Source organism: Pseudomonas sp. FP215 (assembly GCF_030687795.1).
Classification (GTDB): Bacteria; Pseudomonadota; Gammaproteobacteria; order Pseudomonadales; family Pseudomonadaceae; genus Aquipseudomonas; species Aquipseudomonas salmasensis.
The window spans coordinates 4499078-4518970 of record NZ_CP117447.1 but is presented as its reverse complement, the minus strand read 5'-3'; the positions used below and the strand labels follow the sequence as shown (position 1 = coordinate 4518970).

Below are 19893 nucleotides of genomic sequence, written 5' to 3'. Positions count from 1 at the left end.
GGAAACTTGCTTGAAGGGGGAGAACTTTTGCGAAAAGCCCGAGTCTATGTTTGCAAGCCTGATCGTTTAGTTATGCAAGCCTCCTTCAAGTACAACGAGGAGTGTTCATGCTAACCCAGGAAGAGGATCAGCAGCTGGTCGAGCGCGTACAGCGCGGTGATAAGCGAGCATTTGATCTGCTAGTGCTGAAATACCAGCACAAAATTCTCGGGTTGATCGTGCGGTTTGTGCACGACACCCATGAAGCGCAGGACGTTGCACAGGAAGCCTTTATCAAGGCTTACCGTGCACTTGGAAATTTCCGCGGTGACAGTGCGTTTTACACGTGGCTATACCGCATCGCCATTAACACGGCGAAAAACTATCTGGTGTCACGCGGTCGCCGCCCACCAGACAGTGATGTCAGTTCAGAAGATGCTGAATTCTACGATGGTGATCACGGCCTCAAAGATCTCGAGTCGCCGGAGCGTGCATTGCTGCGCGACGAGATCGAAGGCACCGTCCATCGCACTATTCAGCAACTGCCAGAAGATTTGCGTACGGCGTTAACTTTACGTGAATTCGATGGTCTGAGTTACGAAGACATTGCGAGCGTCATGCAATGTCCGGTGGGGACTGTGAGGTCACGGATTTTCCGGGCCCGGGAAGCCATCGACAAAGCCTTGCAACCGTTGTTGCAGGAAAACTAAAGACAGCGGCGACAGCCAAGAGAGGAACCGCCATGAGTCGTGATGCCCTGCAGGAATCGCTGTCCGCAGTGATGGATAACGAAGCGGATGAACTGGAACTTCGTCGAGTGCTCAATGCATTTGATGACGCCCAAACCCGTGATACCTGGTCTCGTTACCAAGTCGCTCGGGCGGTGATGCACAAGGATCTCCTAATCCCTCGTCTGGATATTGCTGCGGCCGTTTCTGCTGCACTGGCTGATGAAGCCGTTCCGGCAAAAGCCTCGCGTGGTCCATGGCGCAGCCTGGGTCGTCTGGCAGTGGCCGCCTCGGTGACCGTTGCTGTGTTGGCAGGTGTTCGCCTGTACAATCAGGACGAGATCGCAGGCAACGAGCTGGCCCAACAGACTCAGCAACCGGTCATGGCCGGTCCGCAAGTCAAAGGCCCGGCCGTGCTGGCTGGCTACAAGGAAAGCACCGATACCACCGGCCCTATGGCCAATGGTGTACTTCAGGGGCAATCCGGCTGGCAGGATCAGCGCCTTCCAGGCTACCTGCGTCAACATGCGCAGGAATCGGCCGCCAAAGGCACTGAAAGCGCTCTGCCATACGCTCGTGCAGCAAGCCAGGAAAACCGCTGATTCGCTAAGGAGCCCTATGCGCGCCATACCGCTCCTTACGCTTTTGCTCAGTAGTTGGTTTGCACTATCCGCCCATGCCGATGAAGCCCAAGACTGGCTGACTCGACTTGGGCGTGCAGAGCAGCAGCAAAGCTTTGAAGGTACGTTTGTCTACGAACGTAACGGCAGTTTTTCCACCCATGACATCTGGCACCGCGTCCAGGATGGTCATGTCCGTGAACGCTTGTTGCAGCTTGATGGCTCCGCCCAGGAAGCGGTTCGGGTAGACGGCCGGGCGCAATGCGTCAGTGGCACGTTGGTTGCCAGCCTCGGTCATTCTTCTGATGCACCCCCGCGTATTCTTGATCCCAAAAAACTCAATCCATTCTATGAGCTGGCCGTCATTGGCAAATCCCGCGTGGCCGGTCGTAATGCGGTGATTGTGTCGATCAGTGCGCGTGACCCTTACCGTTATGGGTTTGAATTACACCTGGATCGTGAGACTGCGCTGCCGCTCAAGTCCTTGCTGCTCAACGATCAAGGGCAGTTGTTGGAGCGTTTTCAGTTCACGCGCCTGGATACTTCGGCTACCCCTTCTGACCAGGACTTGCAGCCCAGCAGCGACTGTTCGCCGGTAACAATGTCCGCCGCTAAAGCACCTGACCTGTCTGCCACGCAAAGGTGGCATCTGGACTGGCTACCGCCTGGTTTCCAACAGATCAGCAGCGCTACGCGCAAAGATCCCCAAACGAAATCTACCGTCGACAGCCTGATGTATGACGATGGGCTCGCGCGTTTTTCGGTGTTTCTCGAGTCGGCCAGTGGCGCTGACGTGAATGAAACCCGCGCTCAGCTTGGGCCAACCGTGGCAGTCTCGCGGCGTTTGAATACGGTCGATGGCGAAATGATGGTCACGGTGGTGGGCGAAATTCCCATCGGCACTGCTGAGCGTATCGCGTTGTCGGTGCGTGGTGAAAAGGCCGCCGCCAAGCCCTGAGATTGTTAATCTTATGTTCATCCTGTTCTTTCAATCTGAGCCCGAATTTCGTTGGGTGCTGGGTGTATGAAATTTCTGGATCAGCATTTTCACTTGCAAAAACTTCCCATGTTTTTTATAGGTCAGGGTTTGATGGCTCTGGCCTTGTTTGTTCGCGGAACAAAAATGCCGGTCGCAGTATCCGGCGTTTATTGAACCCTGTCGCTTAACCCTGCTCGTCGTAACGGGAGCTGTATGTCGATACCACGTTTGAAGTCTTACTTATCCATAGTCGCCACAGTGCTGGTGCTGGGTCAGGCCTTACCTGCGCAAGCGGTCGAGTTGCCTGACTTCACCCAACTGGTGGAGCAGGCCTCGCCTGCCGTGGTGAACATCAGTACCACGCAGAAGCTGCCGGATCGCAAGGTCTCGAACCAGCAGATGCCCGACCTGGAAGGCTTGCCGCCCATGCTGCGCGAGTTCTTCGAGCGAGGGATGCCGCAACCACGCTCCCCCCGTGGCGGCGGTGGCCAGCGCGAAGCCCAATCCCTGGGCTCCGGTTTCATCATTTCGCCTGATGGCTATATCCTCACCAACAACCACGTGATTGCCGATGCCGACGAGATTCTCGTGCGCCTGGCCGACCGCAGTGAACTCAAGGCCAAGCTGATTGGCACCGATCCGCGTTCTGACGTGGCCTTGCTTAAAATCGATGGCAAGGATTTACCGGTGCTCAAACTGGGCAAGTCCCAGGACCTGAAGGCCGGTCAGTGGGTGGTCGCGATCGGTTCACCGTTCGGCTTTGACCATACCGTTACCCAAGGTATCGTCAGCGCCATCGGTCGCAGCCTGCCAAACGAAAACTACGTGCCGTTCATCCAGACCGACGTGCCAATCAACCCGGGTAACTCCGGTGGCCCGCTGTTCAACCTGGCCGGCGAAGTGGTGGGCATCAACTCGCAGATCTACACCCGCTCCGGTGGCTTCATGGGCGTGTCCTTCGCGATCCCGATCGATGTGGCCATGGACGTCTCCAATCAGCTCAAAAGCGGCGGCAAGGTCAGCCGTGGCTGGTTGGGCGTGGTGATCCAGGAAGTGAACAAGGACCTGGCTGAGTCCTTCGGTCTCGACAAGCCGGCCGGTGCCCTGGTTGCGCAGATTCAGGACAATGGCCCTGCGGCCAAAGGCGGCCTGAAAGTCGGTGACGTCATCCTGAGCATGAACGGCCAGCCGATCATCATGTCGGCGGACTTGCCTCATCTGGTCGGCGCGCTCAAGGCCGGCGGCAAAGCCAAGCTGGAAGTGATTCGTGATGGCAAGCGCCAGAACGTCGAACTGACCGTAGGTGCCATCCCGGAAGAAGGCGCGACCCTGGATGCCCTGGGCAACGCCAAGCCAGGTGCCGAGCGCAGCAGTAACCGCCTGGGTATCGCCGTGGTTGAGCTGACCGCCGAGCAGAAGAAAACCTTCGACCTGCAAAGCGGTGTGGTGATCAAGGAAGTTCAGGACGGCCCAGCCGCCTTGATCGGCCTGCAACCGGGTGACGTGATCACTCACTTGAACAACCAGGCAATTGACACCACCAAGGAATTCGCCGACATCGCCAAGGCGTTGCCGAAGAATCGCTCGGTGTCGATGCGCGTCCTGCGTCAAGGCCGTGCCAGCTTCATCACCTTCAAGCTGGCCGAGTAATCCGCTAGCCCCATAAAAAAGCCCCGCTGCCGGTTAACGGCAGCGGGGCTTTTTTGTGGGCGGCGGGTTTAGCTCATCATGCCTTTTACCAGGCGCTCTTGTTCGATCAGTTCACGCTGACGGGCGTCGATGCGTGAGGACAGCGGGAAGTTACTGCCCGCGCGCCGCTTGGCAAAGTCCAACTGCTGGATCGCTTGCTGGAAATCCCCCACCAGTGCGAAATATTCGGCACGAGCCTGATGCAGGCCAATGATGTTGCCGGACAAGCCGCGAGTTTCGGCGACCTGATACCACACGTCCGGATCGTCCGGGCGCGACTTGAGCAGCCCGTCCAGCGCCTTTTCTGCATCGGCGGTACGGTTCTGTTTAAGCAGCAGGTCTACTCGCACCTGGTTCAGCGGATAGTTGCTGGGGTACTGGGTGAGCATGCGGTCGGTACGTTGCTGCGCATCCGGCATGCGGTTGCTGGTGATGTCCAGTTCGATTTGGGCCAGGTTGTAGGTGATGTCGTTGGGCGCCTTGGCCAGCAGCGGCGCCAGGCTTTCCCGTGCTTCCTTGAGTTGAGTGCCCTTGATCTGGGCGATGGCCAGGCCATAGCGTGCCACGTCATTTTTAGGGTTTTCATCCAGCTGCGCCTGGAAGCGCTTGGCAGCCAGGCCTGGTGTGTCTTCGTACTTGAGCTGTACCCGCGCGCGAATCAATTGATAGCGCAGGCTGTCTTCCTTGCCGCCGGGTTTGGCTTGTTCGGCGCGGTTGCGGGTGTCGGCGATACGCGATTCGGTGACCGGGTGAGTCAGCAGGAACTCCGGCGGCTTGGCGTCGAAGCGGTATTGACGCATCAACCGTTCGAACATGGTGGGCATGGAGCGCGGGTCGTAGCCGGCTTTCTCTAGGTTGAGGATGCCGATACGGTCGGCCTCCTGCTCGTTCTGGCGGGAGAAGCGGCGCTGTTCCTGGATCGCGGCGGCTTGTGAGCCGGCAATCGCGGCGATACCGGCATCGCCGGCACCCGCAGCGGCGGCGATAATGCCGCCAAGCAGGGCAGCCATCATCGGCAGTTGCATGCGTGATTGCGCTTCCACGCCTCGGGCGAAGTGGCGCTGGGACAAGTGCGCCAGTTCGTGGGCCAGTACCGACGCGTATTCGCCTTCGGTCTGTGCATTGAGGAACAAACCGCCGTTGACCCCGACGATCCCACCCGGAGCCGCAAAGGCGTTGAGCTGTGGGCTGTTGATCAGGATAAATTCCAGGCGCCGGTCATTGACCTGGCTGGTCTCCACCAGCTTGTATACGCTGGTTTCGACGTAATCCTTGAGTTGCGGGTCATTGAGTTGCGAGACCTGGCCGCGCAGGTAAGCCAGCCAAGCGCGGCCCAGTTGGTATTCCTGTTGCGGCGAGACAATGGCAGAACTGGCGTCGCCGAGTGACGGCAGGTCGTCAGCGAAGGCCGGGGAGGCCAGCAGGCAGGCCAGCGTCAGCAGGGTAGGGCGCAAAAAAGTCATGCACAAAGCCTTTCGACAAAGAGCTTACTGTAGCCGGACACTGAGCTTGGGACCAGATATTCTAAGCAGCCCAAATGTTTGCCTGGAGTAACACCATGACCGACGTTGCAGCCTGTGACGCCGAACTCGACGCCAGCGGTCTGAACTGCCCGTTGCCCTTGCTCAAGGCCAAGCTGGAGCTCAATCGATTGGCCAGCGGCGCCGTGCTTAAAGTGACCGCCACCGATGCAGGCTCCCAGCGTGACTTCCGCACTTTTGCCAGGTTGGCGGGCCATACGCTGGTTCGGGAAGAAGAGGCTGCTGGCGTGTACTGCTATTGGTTGCGAAAGGCCTGAAGGCCTTACGAGGCAAGGTATCTACACAACTTCGGTACCAAGCTGACCCCTGTGGCGAGGGAGCTTGCTCCCGTGACGACCTGACAGCCGATGCTTGTCTATCTGACCCACCACGATCCAAATGTGGGAGCTGGCTTGCCTGCGAAGACGGCCTGCCAGCCGCCCCCTATCTATCTGACACCCCGCAATCCAACTGTGGGAGCTGGCTTGCCTGCGATGACAGCCTGCCAGCCGCCCCCTATCTACCTGACACCCCACGATCAAACTGTGTGCGGGCTTGCTCGCGAAGGCGGCCTGGCAGTCAACACAGTTGGATGGTGTACATATCCATTGCTGGGGTAACGGCCACTTAGGGTTCCGCTCTGACAGCGGGTCACTTTTGGAAAAGAGCTCCAAAAGTAACCAAAAGGGCTCTTGCCCCACCACTCGGCACCTCGCTTAGGCTCGGTGTGCCCGTAATCCGCCAGTGATTTGGGGGGTCGCCGCCACGCGCCATCCATGGCGCGGGGCGGCTAAACCGGCATCCCTGCCGGTTTACCCCCCCAAATCCCTGTCGAATTCCGGCCAGCGTGGTTTGACGGGGCGCTTAAGATCAAAAGCAGATCAAGAGCGACTCGCTTCGCATCGTGGTTGCCGTGTGCTGCTACAGCCCACAAAGTCTATGCTTATCGAGGCAAGATCAAGCCTTGTTCAGCGCCTGCGCTGCCGCCAGCACGGCGTCAACATGCCCCGGCACTTTCACGCCGCGCCATTCCTGACGCAGCACGCCTTGGTTGTCGATCAGGAAGGTACTGCGATCCACGCCCAGGTATTCTTTGCCGTACAGCTTCTTCAACTTGATCACATCAAACAGCTGGCAGACGGCTTCGTCCTTATCGCTGATCAGTTCGAAAGGAAATTCTTGTTTGCCCTTGAAGTTCTCGTGGGACTTCACGCTGTCACGCGACACGCCGAACACTTCGGTATTGGCGGCCTTGAACGCGGCGTACTGGTCACGAAAACCCTGGCCTTCGGTGGTGCAGCCTGGGGTGCTGTCTTTCGGGTAAAAGTAGATCACCACTTGCTTGCCCTTGAGGGCCGCGAGGCTGAAGGTCTGGCCGCTGGTGGCCTGGGCCTCGAAATCGGCCACGGGTGTGTCGATGGCTACCGGCATAGAGAAGTACTTCCTTACATTGGGTTCTGTGGGCGCCATGGCTCGATCAATGCGTCGAGGTTCAGGGCATCGGCGAAATCCAGGAACTGGTCGCGCAGCCAACTGATCTGTACGCCGGCTGGCAAGGTCACGGTAAAGGTGGCATTGAGCATGGTGCCGCCGGTTTGTGGCGCCTGGTAGGTGTCACAGGTGAGGTTTTCCAACTCGACGTTATGGTCGATAAAGAACTGGCATAGCTCGTTGACGATGTCCGAGCGGTAGGCCGAGCTGACATACGCTACGTACGGCAGGGCCTGGGGGCGGTTTTCAAGGGCGGCGCTGCGTACCACGTTGACGGTGAAGTCATGCTTCTTGGCCAGGCCCGGCAGGCCCGTTTCCAGACGCGCCAAGGCATCCCAGGAGCCAGAAATCTGCAGGACCAGCGCACTGCACTCGCCATGGCGGGTGAGGCGGGAGGTCACGACGGCGCAGCGGTTCTCATGGCTGGCGCGGCACAGGACGTTGGTCAGCTCCATGGGGTTGGCGCCGAGGGCACTGATAACAAGGAATTGTTCGCGAACTGTGGGGGTGGACATGCAGCCTTCCTAAAGCGATGAGCGGTCGATGCCGTGTGGGCGGTATCGATCAAAGGATCAAGGGTAGCGAAAAGCGTCGCCAAGGGCTAGGAGGTGGCGTTTTCATTGCGTGATCAGCCGGCTTCGGGCGGTGCTTTGGCCCAATGATGGCATTGCCCGACGTTTAGTTGCGCCAGAACGCATCCTCACGCGGTACTTCGCTTGTACAAGCATCTTGGCGCCAGTACCATTACGGCTCTCTTTTTCCGGCAGGAGCGGTTGCATGATTGCGGGCAGTATGGTGGCACTGGTCACACCCATGGATGCACAAGGTCGTCTCGACTGGGACAGCCTGGGCAAACTGGTGGACTTCCACCTGCAAGAGGGCACCAACGCCATTGTGGCGGTCGGCACCACAGGTGAATCGGCCACCCTCGATGTGGAAGAACACATCCAGGTGATCGAATTCGTGGTCAAGCGCGTGGCGGGCCGCATTGCCGTGATCGCCGGTACGGGCGCCAACTCGACGCGTGAAGCGATCGAGCTGACCAAGAATGCCAAGAAGGCCGGCGCCGACGCTTGCCTGCTGGTAACCCCGTACTACAACAAGCCGACCCAGGAAGGCTTGTACCAGCACTTCAAAGCCATCGCCGAAGCCGTGCAGATCCCGCAGATCCTCTATAACGTACCGGGTCGCACCGCGTGCGACATGAAGGCCGAGACCGTGATCCGCCTGTCCACCGTGCCGAACATCATCGGCATCAAGGAAGCCACCGGCGACCTGCAGCGCGCCAAGGACATCCTGGCCGGCGTGAGCAGCGACTTCCTGGTGTATTCCGGTGACGACGCCACCGCTGTCGAGCTGATCCTGCTGGGTGGCAAGGGCAACATCTCCGTGACTGCCAACGTGGCCCCGCGCGCCATGAGCGATATGTGTGCCGCCGCCATTGCCGGCGATGCAGCCACTGCTCGTGCAATCCACGAGAAGCTGATGCCGCTCAACAAGACACTGTTTATCGAATCCAATCCTATTCCCGTGAAGTGGGCGCTGTTTGAGATGGGCCTGATGCCGGACGGTATCCGTCTGCCGCTCACCCGCCTCAGCGAAGCCTGTCACGAACCGCTGCGACAGGCCCTGCGCCAGTCCGGCGTCCTGGTTTAATTGAGGAAGCACTACGCATGAAGCGATTGGCCGGACTTTCCGCACTTGCCTTGATTATCTCCAGCACCAGTGGCTGCGGTTGGGTATGGGGCCCGGAAGGCTACTTCCGTGACCGCGGCAGCGATTACCTGGAAGCGCAAGCAACCAAACCGATGCAACTGCCGCCTGATGTCAATGTCGCCAAGCGCCTTGACCCGCTGCTGCCGATTCCACGCAACGTCGCCGACGACACGGTCAAGGGTGAGTACGTAGTGCCGCGCCCACAGCCGATCATGGCCGTGGCCGATGCCAGCGACTACAGCCTGCAGAAAAGCGGCGACAACCGCTGGATCGTAGCTCAGCGTCCACCTGCCGAAGTCTGGCCGGTGGCGGTGCAGTTCTTCCAGGACAACGGTTTCCGCCTTGACCAGCAGCGCCCGCAAACCGGTGAGTTCACCACCGCGTGGCAGCAAGGTCGTGAGCTGTCTGCCAACATGGCCCAGCGCCTGCTGGCGGGCGGTGTAGCCGCCGACAGCGAAGCCCGTGTGCGTGTGCGCATCGAGCCTGGCGTGCAGCGCAACACCAGCGAAGTCTATGTAGTAAGCGCCGAGCGGCCTGCCGGCAGCACGGCTGACGTCGACTTCACCCCGCGCTCGGTCAACACCGGCGTGGACGCCGCGCTGGTCGACGAGATGCTGGCCAGCATGAGCCGTATCTCCGAGAAGGGCGGTTCCGTTTCCCTGCTCGCCGCCCGTGATTACGACACCCCTAGCCGCGTCAGCCTCACCGAAGACGGCAGCGGCAACGTCGTGCTGAACCTGGGTGAAGACCTCGACCGCGCCTGGGCCAGTGTTGGCCGTGCGTTGGAGCAGGGCCCTTGGCGCGTTGAAGACATCAACCGCAGCCTGGGCCTGTACTACATCAACGTGGCTGAAAAAGCCGAGAAGAAAGACGACGAGCCAGGTTTCTTCGGCAAATTGTTCGGCAGCGCGCCGACCAAGGAAGAGATCGAAACCCGCGCCGAGCGTTACCAGGTTCGTTTGAGCAAGGTGGGCGAAAGCGTGCAAGTCACCGTCGAGAAGAACATCAACACCGTCGCGCCAGCTGAAACAGCGCGCAAAGTGTTGGGCGTGATTCAAGACAACCTGGGCTGATCCGATGCGTTTTGCCGTTCTCGGCAGCGGTAGCCAAGGGAACGGTACGCTGGTCGCCCATGATGACACGTACGTGCTGGTCGATTGTGGTTTCTCCCTGCGGGAAACCGAGCGGCGCCTGTTGCGCCTGGGGGTTCACCCCACGCAACTGAGCGCGATTCTGGTAACCCACGAGCATGCCGACCATGTGCATGGCGTGGGTTTGCTGTCTCGGCGCTACAATTTACCGGTGTACTTGAGTCGCGGCACGTTGCGCGGGATGCGCAAACCCATTGAGCCTGCTGGCTTCCTGGCCGGTGGTGAGCAACTGCAAATTGGCGCCCTGAGCATCAATGTTGTTGCGGTTGCTCACGATGCCCAGGAGCCGACGCAATATGTATTCAGTGACGGTGAGCGGCGCTTCGGTGTGCTCACCGACCTGGGTTCCTATTGCGCCAAGGTGCTGGAGGGTTACCGGGACCTCGATGCCTTGATGATCGAGTCCAACCACTGCCGAGACCTGCTGGCACGCGGTCATTACCCCTACTTTCTCAAGCAACGGGTGGGCGGCGAGCTGGGACATTTGAACAACCACCAGGCCGCATACCTGGTGTACGAGTTGGGCTGGCAAGACCTGCAACACCTGGTCCTGGCTCACCTCAGCAGCAAGAACAACCTGCCGACGCTTGCCCGGCAATGTTTTGTCGACACTCTAGGGTGCGACCCGGACTGGCTGCAACTGGCCGATCAAGATTCAGGGCTCGACTGGCGACACATCGCCTAGCCCACCTTACTCAAAGCGGAGCCCATCATGGAAAAACGTGAAGAACTCTACCGCGGCAAAGCCAAGTCGGTGTACAAGACCGACGACGCCAACCGCCTGATCCTGCTGTTTCGCAACGACACTTCGGCGTTCGACGGCAAGCGCATCGAACAGCTTGACCGCAAAGGTATGGTGAACAACAAGTTCAACGCCTTCATCATGCAGAAACTCGAAGCGGCCGGCATCCCGACCCAATTCGACAAACTGCTGGGCGACAACGAATGCCTGGTCAAGAAGCTCGACATGATCCCGGTCGAGTGCGTCGTGCGTAACTACGCCGCCGGCAGCCTGGTCAAGCGTTTGGGCGTGGAAGAGGGCCTCAAGCTCAACCCTTACACCTTCGAACTGTTCCTGAAGGATGACGCCAAGGGCGACCCGTTCATCAACGAATCCCACGTCGTGGCGTTCGGCTGGGGCACCGCTGAGCAACTGGCGCGCATGAAGGAGTTGTCCCTCAAGGTCAACGACGTGCTGAGTAAGCTGTTCGACGATGCAGGCCTGTTGCTGGTGGACTTCAAACTCGAATTCGGCGTATTCCACGACGGTTCCATCGTCCTGGGCGACGAATTCAGCCCGGACGGCTGCCGCCTGTGGGACAAAGACACCAAGAAGAAGATGGACAAAGACCGCTTCCGCCAAGGCCTCGGTGACGTGATCGAAGCCTACGAAGAAGTCGCCAAACGCCTCGGCGTACCGCTGTAATCGACGCAAGCATCTGATAGCACGGAAAAAATTCGCTTCGGCGCTTTGCATCCATCAATCATGCTGTTATGATGCGCGCCGTTGGAGAGATGCCAGAGTGGCCGAATGGGACGGATTCGAAATCCGTTGTACCTTCACCGGTACCTAGGGTTCGAATCCCTATCTCTCCGCCATATTGAAAAAAGCCTCATAAATCAATGATTTACGAGGTAGCAAAAACGGTGATTTGTAGCAGTGCTATCTACCAAAATTTGTAGCGAATTTTGTCTAGATGCCTGATTTACAAATCACCGTTTTTTTTGTCTTAAATTCGGGTATCAGCTTTCCAGCTAGGGAAGCTTTTGAGTCCCGACTGAGTTCCGTTCTGTCGTGTCTCAAAAATACTCCAGAAGCCTCAAAAGAGCCTCTCTAGGCTTATCGTAGCGACATGATGTGGGGCTACGGATTAATAGGTAGCACTTAAGGAGGGCTTCACATGGGTGATGCTGATGTGATATCACTCATGTGTATGCCATCCAGTTTGCGATGGTGAAAGTCCGAAGGACCAAGAAGCCTAACGGCATGCTAGCTATGGATGGAACGGATGAATTTTACATTCAATATAAAATTTGATACTGGCGTATCAGATTTTGACGGTTTGAATATGTATTACGGTGCTGATGCCTTGAGTGGCTTTGCTGAGGCACTGGCAATCACAACACATGCTATTGTCAATAATAACGTGGTTACTCAGACCCCAGCGGTTAAGGGGTTTAAGTTAGATTTTAAAGAAGCACACGACGGGTCTTATATTCAGAAGGTTAGTCTGGAGTTTACAGATGCCGAAGCCGTTCGGGTGGTTAATCATATAGGGGCTAGAGGTTTCATTGAGCTACTGACATTTCACTTGGCATCTCCTCTAGGTTTAAACCCCCGAATTGAATCAGCTGCCGCGAAAAGATGGCACCGTTCTTCAATGGATGATTCAGAAAAGCTCTTAGATAGACTTGAAGGCCCGCTCAAGAGGATTCACCATCCTGTGTACGGGCAGGGTTATAAAGTAACCTTGTATAAAAGTCGAACCACAATGCTAAATTTTAATGAGGCTACATTCGATTACTTAACAGGGTCAACTGTAAGTGAGCAAGTAGAAACTATTGAGGCCGCAGTTAGTCGATTTAATGCTAGAACTTTTACGGGGCGAATTATCGAAGAGGAAGATTCAGATTCAATTAGTTTTTCACCTCTGAAAGCAGGTCTTGTCAGGCCTTCGAGAGTTATTTTGGTCAATAGCCTAAAGGACTTGACTGAAGGTAGATTTACCAAGGTCGGTTTGGAGGTTCGTCGCGTTTTGTCGCGTGATGGAAGAACTAAGCATTTGATTGTTCAGTCAGTTCATGAACTATAAACCTTTATTTGTTTCTATTGTCTTCCTTGCAGCAGTCTGGGGGGTATACTTTTGGCAGTTTAATAATGGGTTTTCTACTAGTCAGGGGGATTGGGGGACTTTTGGCGATTTTACAGGTGGAGTAGTTAACCCTCTTCTTAATTTTATTACAATATATGTACTGATTACTCAGTTTAAAACACTCAAGAGCGACCTTGATAAACAACGTTTTGATGAGGCAGTTAAAGCATTTGAAAGCTCCTTTTTTACGTTTACTACTATCGCTTTGAACGAATATAAGACCTTTGAGCTTAAGGTCGGAGACATAGTGTATAAAGGTGCAGGATCGATAGGTTATATTGAAGGCTATTTTGAACACCATTCCAAGCTGGGTGCTGATATGAATGTGAAATTCAATGAGATAGATCAATTGTCTCATGATGGAGTTTATTCGTTGGTGTCCAGTTTTTGTGTTGTGTTCAAATTAATTGATGAGACCTGTCCGGCAGAAGTGAAAGATAAATATATCAGCCTTTTCAGTATGTTGTTGCCGACAAAAATGACATATTTACTTTCTATGGCGGAGGTTTCTACTAAATGGAAGCTTTTGAAGTATCCGCGTGATCTTGGGTATTTTGATAAAGACTCTGTGTCAAAGGTTTGCACTCATTACAGAAAAATAGCTGGCATAAGCAGTTTGCAAGCTCCAGCCGATGCATCGGATGCTAGGGAATAGAATTATGTCAGTGATTCAGGTTCAGAATGCGTTGCAGCATTTCGCTAAGAACAAAGCGAGTCGGGCAGTTGTTCTGAAAGGGGAGTGGGGTACAGGCAAAACCTTCGTGTGGAATGAGGTGATAAAAAATCATAGTAAAGACTTTGCTCGTTCTAGTTATTCGTATGTTTCTTTGTTTGGTCTGTCCTCCTTAGCCGATTTGAAGCGAGCTATATTTACAAATATTCTGAAGAAAGACATTGCCGGTCATGTGGCGACGACTGAAAGCATCAAAGAAAACCTGATGCGGCTGGATTTTACAGATGCTAGAGCTTGGCTGAGAAAGGCTACAGGCCAGACTAAAGACGTGAAGCTTCCGTTGTTGGGGGGAATTGGAAGTATTGTTGATTCCATGCAGTTTGCTTCTATCTCAGATACGCTTGTCTGCATTGATGATTTTGAGCGTAAAAGCAATTCGCTGACCGCTCGGGACGTTCTGGGCTTAATATCGAATCTGGTAGAAGGGCGTCAATGCTCAGTGATCCTGATTCTGAATGATAATTCGCTGGATGAAGATGATGAGTTTTTCACCTTCAATGAAAAAGTGTTTGACTATGAGGTGGTGTACAAACCTGCGGTTGAGGAATGCGTCAATATAGTCTTCCCTGCTTGTAACTCCCAGTACGCTTTACTTTCCAAAAATATAAAAAAGCTCAAAATCAGCAATATTCGTCTGTTGAAGAAAATTGACCTCTTCCACGGACTGCTTCAGCCGCACCTGAAACACGCTCCTGATGAGATTATCGAAAAGGCTATGGTTATCCTGCCTTTGGCTATTTTTGCGTTGTATGGATCGAGTGTGTGCCCGGTGGATGTTGATTTCATCAGCCAGCCTTCCTCCAGAATCGGGCTTATGCCTTTGTCCAAGGATGCGACACAAGAAGAGAGAAACGCTCAGAACGCTTTGATGGCGAAAGTTAAGTGGTTGAACGAGTATGGCTTCTATTATGCTGATGAGCTGGATTTGGCTGTCATTGCTTTGGTAAAGCGTGGCTATGCTGATGAGGAAGAGCTTGAATTGCTGCTGATAGCTCTTGAAGCTTCGATACAGCACAATAAGGATATGAAGCTACTCAGTGATGCTTGGGATGTCCTAAATGGCTCATTCAGTGACAATCAGGATGAAGTTATAGCGACGTTTGAGAAGGCGTTGGCCGTCTGCATGAGTAAGATGAATATTCGTGATGTGGATAGTGTTTGTTGGTTGTACGGGCACCTAGGACTGAATGAACGGGTAAACGAGATCATCGAGGCCCACTTTGAGGCGGCTAAGGCCAATGGTTGGTATAAGCACAAGAGAGAGGTCAGAGGATGGCCGGAAACGCCATTGCTGGCATCACGGCTTGATGCGTATTTTGATACTCAGGTTGCTGATATACCGATGAGTGAGCTGATGGACAAAGCCTACATGCATGAGGGTTTCGTACCTTCGGTGTTGCGTGAGTTCAAGAAAAAAACGCCTAATGAGTTCTACGAGTATTTCAAGACAGCCACCCACCAATACACAACGGAGTACGTCGGTAACTGCTTGGAAACTTCGAACACAACGTATAGCGATGACAACTCAAATGAGGCGAATCGTCATGTCTTTCTCTGCACCTACAGGGCTATCCAGCGGCTCGGTGCCGAAAGCACAATCAACAAAATTCGGTTCGGCCGATTCAAGAAGTATGACTCTGCATATCTCATGATACTGGAGGAGGTCAGAGACCCTGAAAAATGGTCGTGATACCAAAAGCCTGTGACGGTGGGTTTTCACGTTTTTTTGTAGCAGAGTTTTGTAGCAAAATACTCAGAACTGCCTGTGTTTGTTGGTTTTGGCGGGCTGCAGCGTTCGATTCTTAACGTCCCTATCTCTCCGCCATTACATAGGAAAAGCCCCGCAGCTGAATAAGCTGCGGGGCTTTTTCGTTTTCGGCCGTTATTAATGGCTGCTTCAGGGATTTGTTGTAGTCCTGCCTAGCGCTGTTCAAGGCGCTCAGACGCTTTGCGATAAGCCTGATCACGCTCACGTTTATCGACGGCGACCACGAACACCGTAATTTCTTGATCGATCACTTGATACACCAGCCTGTACCCGCTGCTACGCAGTTTGATCTTGTAGCAGTCAGGCAGGCTATGTAGGCGATTAGCTTCAATACGTGGGTTGTTCAGGATTTCGACCAGCTTCTTTTTGAGTTGCTGACGGAGGGTGTCACCGAGCTTTTGCCATTCCTTCAATGCACGCGCATCAAAATCAAGGCTATAGGTCATCCAAAGAAACCCTCACTCGTTGAGGCGACGCAAGGCGCTCACGTACCGTCGCCATCAAGGCTTCATCCTCTTCAGTCATCAGCACAGGCTTAAATGGCAACTGGCCGCGCTCGGCAACATATTGCAACGCCTGGCGTATCAGTTCGGAAGGGGTGACACCGAGTTTCTCCAGCTCCAAGTAGGCGCGAGTTTTCAGGTCGTCATCGATACGGATGTTGATAGATGCCAAGGGATAGCTCCTTATGTAATGACGTTGGTCATTACATTGGGGCAATCGGGTTTCATTGGCAAGTCTGTCTAGACATACGGCAATCGCTCTCATCTGTTGATCCTACTTTTTGGCCGTCGGCTTCGCCGGGCGCTTTTTATCGGATTCTTTCACCGTTTCCCTTGGTCTTTTCTTCGCCTCTTGCTCTGTTACGTATTCACCTGTGACCGCATCGCGATATCTTGTTGGCATGTAAGCACCCTTGACAGTATGCCGCCCCGGCGGCGACCTTTTTCAGGCTAGCTCAGAGGCTTATGCGCACAAGGTTTCCTATGGGCATTCTGGTTACCAAGCTTTTCCGAAACAGGTGCTTACGTTATGCGGGGGCGGCAGTTTTCGGGCAGGGTTGCGTTGGCTGGGGTAGGGCGCTAACCTTCCGCCGTCGCCCTCATGGCGACCGGTTTTGACAGACTGATTTACAGGTGTACGACCTCCATGCGATTACAGCGTTTCTGCTGTGACGTCGTTTTATGGCGGCTGTGCGTGGGGCATCTTCGGGTGCGCCGGGTCCTGTATACCGGTCTGTCAACCCGCGCACAGCTGCCACCTGATCCTGTTTGACAGCGGGATGTGGCAGTTCCCATTGCATACAGGAGCTACACAATGAGCAATCTCGATTCTGATTCCGAATTTTCCCAGCGTAAAATATTCCATGTAGGCGCCGACGTCGGCACCGAAGAAGCCCTCACAAACGCCACCGAAATCCTGTCATCCGCCCTGCAAACCGCCTACCAATGCGCCGAAGATCCTGTCAGCACGCAGTCGCCCGTGATCATGGCCCTGGCTCAATTGATTGAGAACGCGCAAGCCCTGGTGGACGCTGTCCTTGAGCGTGATTTCCCCACGGCCAAATAAATACCTGCTCCTGAAACGAAAAAAGCCTGCTGAACTCAACGCTCAGCAGGCTTTTTTGCGACTACGACCCGGTCAGGCAGGCTGCGCCACTAAGCTATTGCTTACCTTACGGCCCAACACCAGCACGGTCGCAAACCCCAACCCCACCAACACCGTGGCCAGGCTCAACAGCACCGAGCTGCCCATTTGGTCAACGATCCGCCCACCAAAGAATGAGCCCAGGGCAATGATCACCTGAAACAGCGCCACGAACAGCGGCATGCCTCGCTCTACATCCTTGGGCGCCACCACGAACATCCAGATGCTGGCGCAGGCCGGGAAGGCGCCAAAGGCAAAGCCCCAGAGTGCGATCAGCACCACGGCGCCTGTCATACCGGTGGCGAAGTAGGGGAACAGGGCGGTGCTGGTACCGATCATCAGCGCCACCAGCAGCAGCGTGTTGCGTACGCTGCGGTTGGCGGCGAAGCCGGCGAACACATTGCCCAGCACGCCTGCCACGCCATACAGCAACAACAATGAGCCAATCGTCGGCCCGTCGAAGCCGGAACTGTGTTTAAAGAACGGCGCGACATAAGTGTACGCAGCAAAGTGCGCCAGGCCGATCAGCAATACGGCAATCAACCCGACCCGCGCTTGTGGGTTGATAAACAGGGCTGGCAGGTCACGAACCTCAATGGCCTTTTCCGGTTTGAGGCGCGGCAGCAGGAAGACTTGCGCCAGCAGCACTGGCACACCCACCAGCGCGGTGACCAGAAAGGTCATGCGCCAGCCCATCAGGCCGCTGAGCCAGGTGCCTACGGGTACGCCGAGTACGGTGGCCAGGGTCACACCCATCATGATGATCGACGTGGCTTTTGCGACGCCGACGCCCTTGGGCGCCAGCCTGCCGCTGAGGGCGATGGCCGTGGCCCAGAAGCCGCCGATGCTGATGCCGAGCAATACACGCCCGAACAGCAGCAGGCTGAAATCGGTGGCAAAGGCCACCACCCCGTTGGCGAGGATCATGACCAGCGTCAGGCCGATCAGCAGATAGCGGCGGTCCATGGCGCCAATGCCAACCGACAGCAACGGCGCGGCGAGGGCCGCCATGATGCCGGGCAGGGTGACCATCAGGCCCGCGTGGCCAGCACTGATGCCCAAGTCGCTGGCGACGTCGTTGAGCACGCCCACCGGCAGAAACTCGCTGGTCACCAGGGCAAAGGCACCCACGGCGACCGAAAGAATCGCCAGCCACTGCTGTTTGACGCTTTGTTGGTTATGTTCGGGAAGACCGCTAGGGGCCTGGCTCGCGCTTGGCATGGTGTGGGGTTCCAAGGTGAAAGTCGCCTGAAGTCAGACGCAGGAGAGGGAAGCTGGGGGCGATTATAGGAATCAGTGCTGGCAATCGAGCAGGCGCTCGTTTCGATAGTAATCATCAGAGCTATCGATGTGAGGTTTTTGACGAGTCCTCACTCTGCATAAAAAATGAAAAAGCCCGAAGTTGATTCAGCTTCGAGCTTTCCGGTTATGACGATGTTTTAGCTGCCGCCGTGGAATCTATTTTAGCTAGCCAGCGCATTCAGTACATGTACTGGGTCATTATGGATAGCTTTCAACAACGCCTTCGCCGGCCCAGTAGGTTCGCGACGACCCTGCTCCCAGTTGCGTAACGTGCCGAGCTGAACGTCAATCAGCGCTGCGAATTTAGCCTGGGTCAGCCCTGTCGCCTTACGGATCTCTTTGACTCGCATTGAGTCGATATGGAATTCACGAGAAGGCTCCCGTTCTCCGCTCAGGATCTCGTTCATCTCTTGAACGCTTTCCATCAATTCATCAAAAAATCTGCTCATAGCTATCTCCAGTGCTCAATCGCAGCCTTCAGTGACTTGCGCTCGTCGGCGCTCAAGTCCTGCTGTTCATTTTTGGGATAGATCATCAGTAAATAATCTGTGATGCCGAGACGAAGTGGTAACAATTTTTGTTGCACTAGAATACGGCCAATTATGTTCTGGCCAACCGCCCCAAAAGACACTCAATAAACACCCCTTCCGCCCGACTCATCTTCTGCTCCCGGTTCCACAGCACGTGAATATCCACATCCGCAATGCCCTCATCCGGCGGCAGCCGCCAGAGCAGCCCGTTCTGCACATCCTCGGCCACCACGTGCACCGGCAGGCATCCCAGGCCATACCCGGCAATCACCAGGCGCCGCACTTCTTCCAGGCTGGACGACGACGCCACGATCCGCCCGCCGAACCCTTGCTGATCGCGAAAAATCGTCAGCGGCGAGAGCATCCCGCCGATCTGGTCGCTGGTAAAACTCACGAAGTTTTCCGACTGCAAGTCCCCTTCGACCAAGCCTGTGCGTCCGAACAAGGGGTGGTGTTTCCCACAAAAAAACGCATAGCGCTGACGTAGAAACAGATGCTGTTCCAGGCGCGGCTGTGGCCGGCGGTTGAGGCTCAGCCCCAGGGTTGCGGTTTTTTCCAGCAGGGCGGCGACGATGTCGGAGCTGCGCATCACTTCGACCTCCAGGTCTACCCGTGGATGCTCGCGATGAAAGCCTGCGAGAAAGTCATCGAAAGTGTCGGAATTAATCCGGCTGATCATCAGCAAGCGCACTTTGCCGATCACTTCATCACCCGGCTTTTGCAGGGCATTGCTCATCTGCGAGACCTGGCCGTACATCTCGCCGGCAATGGCGAAGATCTGCTCACCGGCCTCGGTAAGCACGAAGCGCGGGCCACGGCGTAGGATGAGCTGGCAATCGAGCTGCTCTTCCAGGCGCTTGAGCGCCTGGCTGATGGCCGGTTGCGTGAGGTGCAGGCGGGCGGCGGCTCGGCTGATGCTCAGTTCCTGGCCGATCACGCGGAAGGTGCGCAGCAGGTTCCAGTCCAGGCGGTCATTGAGCAGGGGGTGAATATTGCGACGGGATTCGGGCATGGGGTCGCTCGATAATAAGCAGTTCTTATAATCAAGATAATAAATAGAAAATTGACTAATCATAGCCCCGGGCCGAAAAATCGGGCTTAACAAGCGCCAACAGAGCGCCTCGGTTTGTCCTTCTCCTGCCAAAAAAATAACCAAAGGAGCCAGCC

General features: G+C 55.5%; 22 protein-coding genes, 1 tRNA gene and 1 pseudogene. 15 read left to right on the top strand and 9 right to left on the bottom strand.

The window, feature by feature from the left end; translation table 11 throughout:
- The first annotated feature begins 107 nt into the window (after positions 1 to 107).
- From rpoE to PSH76_RS20490, 5 genes are all read left to right on the top strand, one after another.
- On the top strand, positions 108 to 689 hold the full coding sequence (rpoE, locus tag PSH76_RS20510) for an RNA polymerase sigma factor RpoE (protein WP_003172477.1): 582 nt from the start codon (positions 108 to 110) through the stop codon (positions 687 to 689).
- 32 nt (positions 690 to 721) lie between these two features.
- The gene (locus PSH76_RS20505; protein ID WP_032892984.1) at positions 722 to 1309 is read left to right on the top strand and encodes a sigma-E factor negative regulatory protein; all 588 of its coding nucleotides are present in this window, start codon (positions 722 to 724) and stop codon (positions 1307 to 1309) included.
- A 16-nt stretch (positions 1310 to 1325) separates the two neighbouring features.
- On the top strand, positions 1326 to 2285 hold the full coding sequence (locus tag PSH76_RS20500; RefSeq protein WP_305492831.1) for a MucB/RseB C-terminal domain-containing protein: 960 nt from the start codon (positions 1326 to 1328) through the stop codon (positions 2283 to 2285).
- 66 nt (positions 2286 to 2351) lie between these two features.
- The gene (locus PSH76_RS20495; protein WP_256557875.1) at positions 2352 to 2480 is read left to right on the top strand and encodes a hypothetical protein; all 129 of its coding nucleotides are present in this window, start codon (positions 2352 to 2354) and stop codon (positions 2478 to 2480) included.
- A gap of 39 nt (positions 2481 to 2519) precedes the next feature.
- Complete coding sequence (locus PSH76_RS20490) at positions 2520 to 3956, top strand: DegQ family serine endoprotease (RefSeq protein ID WP_014717365.1); 1437 nt, start codon at positions 2520 to 2522, stop codon at positions 3954 to 3956.
- Between the two features lie 68 nt (positions 3957 to 4024).
- Here the strand turns inward: PSH76_RS20490 and PSH76_RS20485 are convergent, their stop codons facing one another.
- The gene (locus PSH76_RS20485) at positions 4025 to 5458 is read right to left on the bottom strand and encodes a M48 family metalloprotease (protein ID WP_032892982.1); all 1434 of its coding nucleotides are present in this window, start codon (positions 5456 to 5458) and stop codon (positions 4025 to 4027) included.
- 95 nt (positions 5459 to 5553) lie between these two features.
- Here PSH76_RS20485 and PSH76_RS20480 point away from each other — a divergent pair, with 95 nt between their 5' ends.
- Positions 5554 to 5793: a sulfurtransferase TusA family protein gene (locus PSH76_RS20480; protein WP_278914802.1), complete on the top strand. Its 240-nt coding sequence runs from the start codon at positions 5554 to 5556 to the stop codon at positions 5791 to 5793.
- 679 nt (positions 5794 to 6472) lie between these two features.
- On the opposite strand, the gene PSH76_RS20475 is transcribed toward PSH76_RS20480, so the two are convergent.
- Both PSH76_RS20475 and PSH76_RS20470 read right to left on the bottom strand, forming a co-directional pair.
- Positions 6473 to 6946, bottom strand: a complete 474-nt coding sequence (locus PSH76_RS20475; protein ID WP_056791658.1) for a peroxiredoxin — start codon at positions 6944 to 6946, stop codon at positions 6473 to 6475.
- Between the two features lie 14 nt (positions 6947 to 6960).
- Positions 6961 to 7521 carry a glycine cleavage system protein R gene (locus PSH76_RS20470; protein WP_003189463.1) on the bottom strand — a complete coding sequence of 187 codons (561 nt, stop codon included), beginning with the start codon at positions 7519 to 7521 and terminating at the stop codon, positions 6961 to 6963.
- Between the two features lie 262 nt (positions 7522 to 7783).
- Here PSH76_RS20470 and dapA point away from each other — a divergent pair, with 262 nt between their 5' ends.
- The 8 genes from dapA (at position 7784) to PSH76_RS20430 (ending at position 15169) form a co-directional block, all read left to right on the top strand.
- A complete protein-coding gene (gene dapA / locus PSH76_RS20465) occupies positions 7784 to 8662 on the top strand; it encodes a 4-hydroxy-tetrahydrodipicolinate synthase (RefSeq protein ID WP_014717368.1) in 879 nt (292 codons plus the stop codon).
- Positions 8663 to 8679: 17 nt separating this feature from the next.
- Positions 8680 to 9795 carry an outer membrane protein assembly factor BamC gene (gene bamC / locus PSH76_RS20460; protein WP_032892980.1) on the top strand — a complete coding sequence of 372 codons (1116 nt, stop codon included), beginning with the start codon at positions 8680 to 8682 and terminating at the stop codon, positions 9793 to 9795.
- A gap of 4 nt (positions 9796 to 9799) precedes the next feature.
- A complete protein-coding gene (locus tag PSH76_RS20455) occupies positions 9800 to 10558 on the top strand; it encodes an MBL fold metallo-hydrolase (protein ID WP_003189469.1) in 759 nt (252 codons plus the stop codon).
- 27 nt (positions 10559 to 10585) lie between these two features.
- Positions 10586 to 11299, top strand: coding sequence for a phosphoribosylaminoimidazolesuccinocarboxamide synthase (gene purC / locus PSH76_RS20450; protein WP_027604309.1), 714 nt, complete (start codon positions 10586 to 10588; stop codon positions 11297 to 11299).
- 83 nt (positions 11300 to 11382) lie between these two features.
- A tRNA-Ser gene (locus tag PSH76_RS20445) sits at positions 11383 to 11472 on the top strand.
- 410 nt (positions 11473 to 11882) lie between these two features.
- Positions 11883 to 12686, top strand: coding sequence for a hypothetical protein (locus PSH76_RS20440; protein WP_095008729.1), 804 nt, complete (start codon positions 11883 to 11885; stop codon positions 12684 to 12686).
- Positions 12676 to 13401 (top strand): hypothetical protein, encoded by a 726-nt coding sequence (locus tag PSH76_RS20435; protein WP_146383843.1) that lies wholly within the window; start codon positions 12676 to 12678, stop codon positions 13399 to 13401. The genes PSH76_RS20440 and PSH76_RS20435 overlap by 11 nt, the downstream gene beginning before the upstream one ends.
- A 4-nt stretch (positions 13402 to 13405) precedes the next feature.
- The gene (locus tag PSH76_RS20430; protein ID WP_305492830.1) at positions 13406 to 15169 is read left to right on the top strand and encodes a P-loop NTPase fold protein; all 1764 of its coding nucleotides are present in this window, start codon (positions 13406 to 13408) and stop codon (positions 15167 to 15169) included.
- 230 nt (positions 15170 to 15399) lie between these two features.
- On the opposite strand, the gene PSH76_RS20425 is transcribed toward PSH76_RS20430, so the two are convergent.
- Both PSH76_RS20425 and PSH76_RS20420 read right to left on the bottom strand, forming a co-directional pair.
- Entirely contained in the window at positions 15400 to 15693 is a 294-nt protein-coding gene (locus PSH76_RS20425; protein WP_032892910.1) for a type II toxin-antitoxin system RelE/ParE family toxin, read from the bottom strand.
- Positions 15683 to 15922 carry a type II toxin-antitoxin system RelB/DinJ family antitoxin gene (locus PSH76_RS20420; RefSeq protein WP_020301039.1) on the bottom strand — a complete coding sequence of 80 codons (240 nt, stop codon included), beginning with the start codon at positions 15920 to 15922 and terminating at the stop codon, positions 15683 to 15685. Before PSH76_RS20420 ends, PSH76_RS20425 begins: the two co-directional genes overlap by 11 nt.
- 642 nt (positions 15923 to 16564) lie before the next feature.
- Here PSH76_RS20420 and PSH76_RS20415 point away from each other — a divergent pair.
- Positions 16565 to 16816, top strand: a complete 252-nt coding sequence (locus tag PSH76_RS20415; protein ID WP_305492829.1) for a DUF3077 domain-containing protein — start codon at positions 16565 to 16567, stop codon at positions 16814 to 16816.
- A 72-nt stretch (positions 16817 to 16888) separates the two neighbouring features.
- Here the strand turns inward: PSH76_RS20415 and PSH76_RS20410 are convergent, their stop codons facing one another.
- From PSH76_RS20410 to PSH76_RS20395, 4 genes and pseudogenes are all read right to left on the bottom strand, one after another.
- Positions 16889 to 18115 (bottom strand): MFS transporter, encoded by a 1227-nt coding sequence (locus tag PSH76_RS20410; RefSeq protein ID WP_032892907.1) that lies wholly within the window; start codon positions 18113 to 18115, stop codon positions 16889 to 16891.
- A gap of 242 nt (positions 18116 to 18357) precedes the next feature.
- Positions 18358 to 18645, bottom strand: coding sequence for a NadS family protein (nadS, locus tag PSH76_RS20405; protein WP_056791674.1), 288 nt, complete (start codon positions 18643 to 18645; stop codon positions 18358 to 18360).
- A gap of 2 nt (positions 18646 to 18647) precedes the next feature.
- Positions 18648 to 18766: pseudogene (locus PSH76_RS20400) on the bottom strand (type II toxin-antitoxin system RelE/ParE family toxin); the annotation flags it as partial.
- A 30-nt stretch (positions 18767 to 18796) separates the two neighbouring features.
- Entirely contained in the window at positions 18797 to 19738 is a 942-nt protein-coding gene (locus PSH76_RS20395) for a LysR family transcriptional regulator (RefSeq protein ID WP_032892905.1), read from the bottom strand.
- Between the last annotated feature and the right edge of the window lie 155 nt (positions 19739 to 19893).

Coding starts and splice junctions, on each gene's coding strand:
- PSH76_RS20440 (WP_095008729.1), top strand. CDS start 11,883: ATGAATTTTACATTCAATATAAAATTTGATACTGGCGTATCAGATTTT.
- PSH76_RS20495 (WP_256557875.1), top strand. CDS start 2,352: ATGAAATTTCTGGATCAGCATTTTCACTTGCAAAAACTTCCCATGTTT.
- PSH76_RS20500 (WP_305492831.1), top strand. CDS start 1,326: ATGCGCGCCATACCGCTCCTTACGCTTTTGCTCAGTAGTTGGTTTGCA.
- PSH76_RS20410 (WP_032892907.1), bottom strand. CDS start 18,115: ATGCCAAGCGCGAGCCAGGCCCCTAGCGGTCTTCCCGAACATAACCAA.
- PSH76_RS20490 (WP_014717365.1), top strand. CDS start 2,520: ATGTCGATACCACGTTTGAAGTCTTACTTATCCATAGTCGCCACAGTG.
- purC (WP_027604309.1), top strand. CDS start 10,586: ATGGAAAAACGTGAAGAACTCTACCGCGGCAAAGCCAAGTCGGTGTAC.
- nadS (WP_056791674.1), bottom strand. CDS start 18,645: ATGAGCAGATTTTTTGATGAATTGATGGAAAGCGTTCAAGAGATGAAC.
- PSH76_RS20480 (WP_278914802.1), top strand. CDS start 5,554: ATGACCGACGTTGCAGCCTGTGACGCCGAACTCGACGCCAGCGGTCTG.
- PSH76_RS20425 (WP_032892910.1), bottom strand. CDS start 15,693: ATGACCTATAGCCTTGATTTTGATGCGCGTGCATTGAAGGAATGGCAA.
- PSH76_RS20430 (WP_305492830.1), top strand. CDS start 13,406: ATGTCAGTGATTCAGGTTCAGAATGCGTTGCAGCATTTCGCTAAGAAC.
- PSH76_RS20395 (WP_032892905.1), bottom strand. CDS start 19,738: ATGCCCGAATCCCGTCGCAATATTCACCCCCTGCTCAATGACCGCCTG.
- PSH76_RS20415 (WP_305492829.1), top strand. CDS start 16,565: ATGAGCAATCTCGATTCTGATTCCGAATTTTCCCAGCGTAAAATATTC.
- dapA (WP_014717368.1), top strand. CDS start 7,784: ATGATTGCGGGCAGTATGGTGGCACTGGTCACACCCATGGATGCACAA.
- PSH76_RS20505 (WP_032892984.1), top strand. CDS start 722: ATGAGTCGTGATGCCCTGCAGGAATCGCTGTCCGCAGTGATGGATAAC.
- PSH76_RS20455 (WP_003189469.1), top strand. CDS start 9,800: ATGCGTTTTGCCGTTCTCGGCAGCGGTAGCCAAGGGAACGGTACGCTG.
- PSH76_RS20435 (WP_146383843.1), top strand. CDS start 12,676: ATGAACTATAAACCTTTATTTGTTTCTATTGTCTTCCTTGCAGCAGTC.
- PSH76_RS20485 (WP_032892982.1), bottom strand. CDS start 5,458: ATGACTTTTTTGCGCCCTACCCTGCTGACGCTGGCCTGCCTGCTGGCC.
- PSH76_RS20470 (WP_003189463.1), bottom strand. CDS start 7,521: ATGTCCACCCCCACAGTTCGCGAACAATTCCTTGTTATCAGTGCCCTC.
- bamC (WP_032892980.1), top strand. CDS start 8,680: ATGAAGCGATTGGCCGGACTTTCCGCACTTGCCTTGATTATCTCCAGC.
- rpoE (WP_003172477.1), top strand. CDS start 108: ATGCTAACCCAGGAAGAGGATCAGCAGCTGGTCGAGCGCGTACAGCGC.
- PSH76_RS20475 (WP_056791658.1), bottom strand. CDS start 6,946: ATGCCGGTAGCCATCGACACACCCGTGGCCGATTTCGAGGCCCAGGCC.